4 protein-coding genes and 1 pseudogene are annotated in these 2,719 nt (G+C 36.3%); 1 reads left to right on the top strand and 4 read right to left on the bottom strand.

The genetic code is table 11. The features are described from left to right. Positions 1–318 precede the first annotated feature (318 nt). Positions 319–615 (top strand): annotated as a pseudogene (locus EA365_00005) (hypothetical protein). Positions 616–933: 318 nt separating this feature from the next. On the opposite strand, the gene EA365_00010 reads toward EA365_00005, so the two are convergent. From EA365_00010 to EA365_00025, 4 genes are all read right to left on the bottom strand, one after another. After that, positions 934–1,506 (bottom strand): PIN domain-containing protein, encoded by a 573-nt coding sequence (locus tag EA365_00010; GenBank protein TVQ50073.1) that lies wholly within the window; start codon positions 1,504–1,506, stop codon positions 934–936. Continuing rightward, positions 1,493–1,951, bottom strand: coding sequence for a helix-turn-helix domain-containing protein (locus EA365_00015; GenBank protein TVQ50074.1), 459 nt, complete (start codon positions 1,949–1,951; stop codon positions 1,493–1,495). The genes EA365_00010 and EA365_00015 overlap by 14 nt, the downstream gene beginning before the upstream one ends. A 272-nt stretch (positions 1,952–2,223) precedes the next feature. Next, positions 2,224–2,424 carry a hypothetical protein gene (locus tag EA365_00020; protein TVQ50075.1) on the bottom strand — a complete coding sequence of 67 codons (201 nt, stop codon included), beginning with the start codon at positions 2,422–2,424 and terminating at the stop codon, positions 2,224–2,226. Beyond that, complete coding sequence (locus EA365_00025; GenBank protein TVQ50076.1) at positions 2,399–2,689, bottom strand: DUF86 domain-containing protein; 291 nt, start codon at positions 2,687–2,689, stop codon at positions 2,399–2,401. Before EA365_00025 ends, EA365_00020 begins: the two co-directional genes overlap by 26 nt. Positions 2,690–2,719: the final 30 nt, after the last annotated feature.

Below are 2,719 nucleotides of genomic sequence, written 5' to 3' on the forward strand. Positions count from 1 at the left end.
AAGTTTCCCTATCCTCTGGCAACCATGTCAATGAAAAATCTTATTTATAATTCAACACTGCATCTACCCCCTAAAACTATTCTAAAGAATTAGAGTTAACTTCTGAAAAGATGGGGGAGAATTTTTGGCGATCGAACGTCGAGCGCACCGCGAACAAAGTCAGCTAAAGACTGTTTTCTTGAGAGGAAGTAGAATGGCATTATAGATTTCGTAACAAAATCTATAAGAGTTTTATTAAAATAATTTTAGATTATGACACAAATTCAAAAAAGAATTTATGATAGAAAGGTAAGCAATAATTTTAGCGAGGACAAATTTATGAGCGGTCGCGGTGGAATGCGCCAAGGCGCGGGTCGTAAAGGAATGTGGCAAAATGGAGAAACCCAAACAATTCGAGTTCCTGTTGCACTAAAAGAAGATTTAGTGACTCTGGGGCAACAATTAGATCAAGGCCGGGGAGTAATTGCAGGTAAAACCCTGATGCAACTCGAAAACGTTTTAACCCATTGGCAAGAACAAAGTCATCTGCATCCTGAAGAAAGCTGGCAACCCGTACGTCAACTGTTAGAAGAAATTGAAGCAATTTTAGCCCAAGGCTCTTGTCGGGATCGGGGACGACAAGGGTTGGTACGAAACCAACACCAACACCAACATCGCTCTCGCTTTTTAGGAGTTCCCACCGATAATCTAGAAGGGTTATCTAAGGAAGAACCTACTATTGAAGTATCGGTAAATTAGGTTGTTTTAAAATCTCCTGTCTTTGACTATATTCCTAGCCATGTTTTTTCTAGGTTGAGAGATAGCCCCGATAATGTACCAATCCCTTTTACCAGTACAAAGGCGATCTACCTTCAGGAGCGCTACGCAAACGCTATTTCTCAGCTTTGCTTCTCTGACTCGATTATTGGTTCTAACATAAGAGTGAATTTCACACTAACTTAGTTCTCTGTCAAGAACTGATTTAACACAACTAGAAAAAGTAGATAAACTAGCCTTTTGACCTAAAAAATCTAGTAATTCAAGCACTGACTTCTTAGGGTTTTGATATTTAGAAGATTGTTTTTGGATGATTTGGACTATTTCTTCAGGATAATTATTAAATAAATTAGTTAAAAAAACATCGGGAGATTGTGCTGTGATTTCCCAAGATTCCAAACTTGATGGCTGAAAATCTGCCAGATTATTGGTTACTATAATTTCAGCTTTGGCAACTATAGCAGTAGCTAAAACATGACGATCTTTAAGGTCATTTGACATCAAATTTATTAACTCTAAAGGAACTTCTACCATTGCACCTGAGAAAGCTTTATTCATTGTTAATATTAACTTAGAAGCTTTGCTGGGTGTTAATTGATATTGCTTAATAAGATTCCGCTTAATTTCAGTAAGAAGATGTTCTGACCAATATAAATGATATAAATCTGCCCAAGCAACAGACAATAAAACATCTCTTAAGTACTGGGGAATTAGAACACAAGCATCTAAAACCACCCTAGGCTTTTTCATCTAATTCATATAACCCCAATTCTTCTGTCATATTAATTAATTCATCTAAAGCCTCTTCTCGTTGTTTATCTCGTTTTTCCTTATAATTTATCAAGTCTTCTAGATAAATTTTTCGATGAGTTCCTACCTTGGTATAAGGAATTTCCCCCTGTTCTAAGAGTTTAATTAAAAAAGGTCGTGATACTCCCAGAATATTTGCAGCCTGTTGAGTAGTCATATATTGATTAAACTCCACTATTTCAATGGCTTTCCCTTCTAGCATACTCCGCAAACAAGTTAACCATATCTGCTTCACTTCCTCAGGAATAATACTTTCTTCCCCCCCACTTGTTACCAATTTAGCTTGACTACCTTCACTGGTCAAAAGACTTGTCAATTGCTCAATTCGCTTTACTTCCTCTGACTTTCCTTTAAACAACGTTATTTGTAGTTTATTTGTTGTCATAACTATCTAATCCTTGCCAATAAATCAATTCTAGAACAATAACCGAAATAAACGCAAGCTTCGGGGAAATTTAACGAGCGCAAGAAATAGCGATGCAGCTTTTTTTCTATTAACTTAACTCGGAGACTTTTGACTCCTTTTCTCCGTATTGCAATTAGAAGTGTGGAATGTAAGTCTAAACCAGAGAGCTGAAAATCTGCGAGATTAGGCTCTCACAACATCTTGGTGTAGACCTGTATCTAGCCCCATATCACCGCATCAGGTTTTTCCTTCTATTTTACATGCAGTAAGTGAACACTCGGACTCATATTATTAAGTTTTGCTTGTATTCGTTGTTTAACTGTTGCTAGTAGCACATTTTTACCTTTGAACTTTTCTTGATCGCTTCTAATCTTTTTAGAGAAAGCTTGAGAGATATGGTCAGCCACTATATCCACACATAAGTATCTAATTATAATAAAGAATAAATTCAATTTGTTGTTTGAGTGTAGGAATATCATTCTCAACAATATCCCAAATAAACGCTAAATTGATACGGAAATATTCATGAATAACAAGATTTCTTAAATCCCCAGCTTCTCGCCAAGGTATTTCAGGGTATTTTGCTTTAAATTCTTGAGAGGTTGCTCTTGATGCTTCACCTATGATTTGTAGGTGATAAATTACCCAAGTTTGGATTAATTCCTGTTCTTCAAAGGCAGTTTTCCCGTAATTTGTATACTTTTCTAAACGCTCAATCGCCTCTAAAATATCCCGTAATCGTTCGCT

Origin of the sequence: Gloeocapsa sp. DLM2.Bin57, assembly GCA_007693955.1 — a bacterium.
Classification (GTDB): domain Bacteria; phylum Cyanobacteriota; class Cyanobacteriia; order Cyanobacteriales; family Gloeocapsaceae; genus Gloeocapsa.

What these genes read in the sequence shown, in the direction of transcription:
- EA365_00015 (TVQ50074.1), bottom strand. Translation starts at nt 1,951, where the DNA reads ATGACAACAAATAAACTACAAATAACGTTGTTTAAAGGAAAGTCAGAG.
- EA365_00010 (TVQ50073.1), bottom strand. Translation starts at nt 1,506, where the DNA reads ATGAAAAAGCCTAGGGTGGTTTTAGATGCTTGTGTTCTAATTCCCCAG.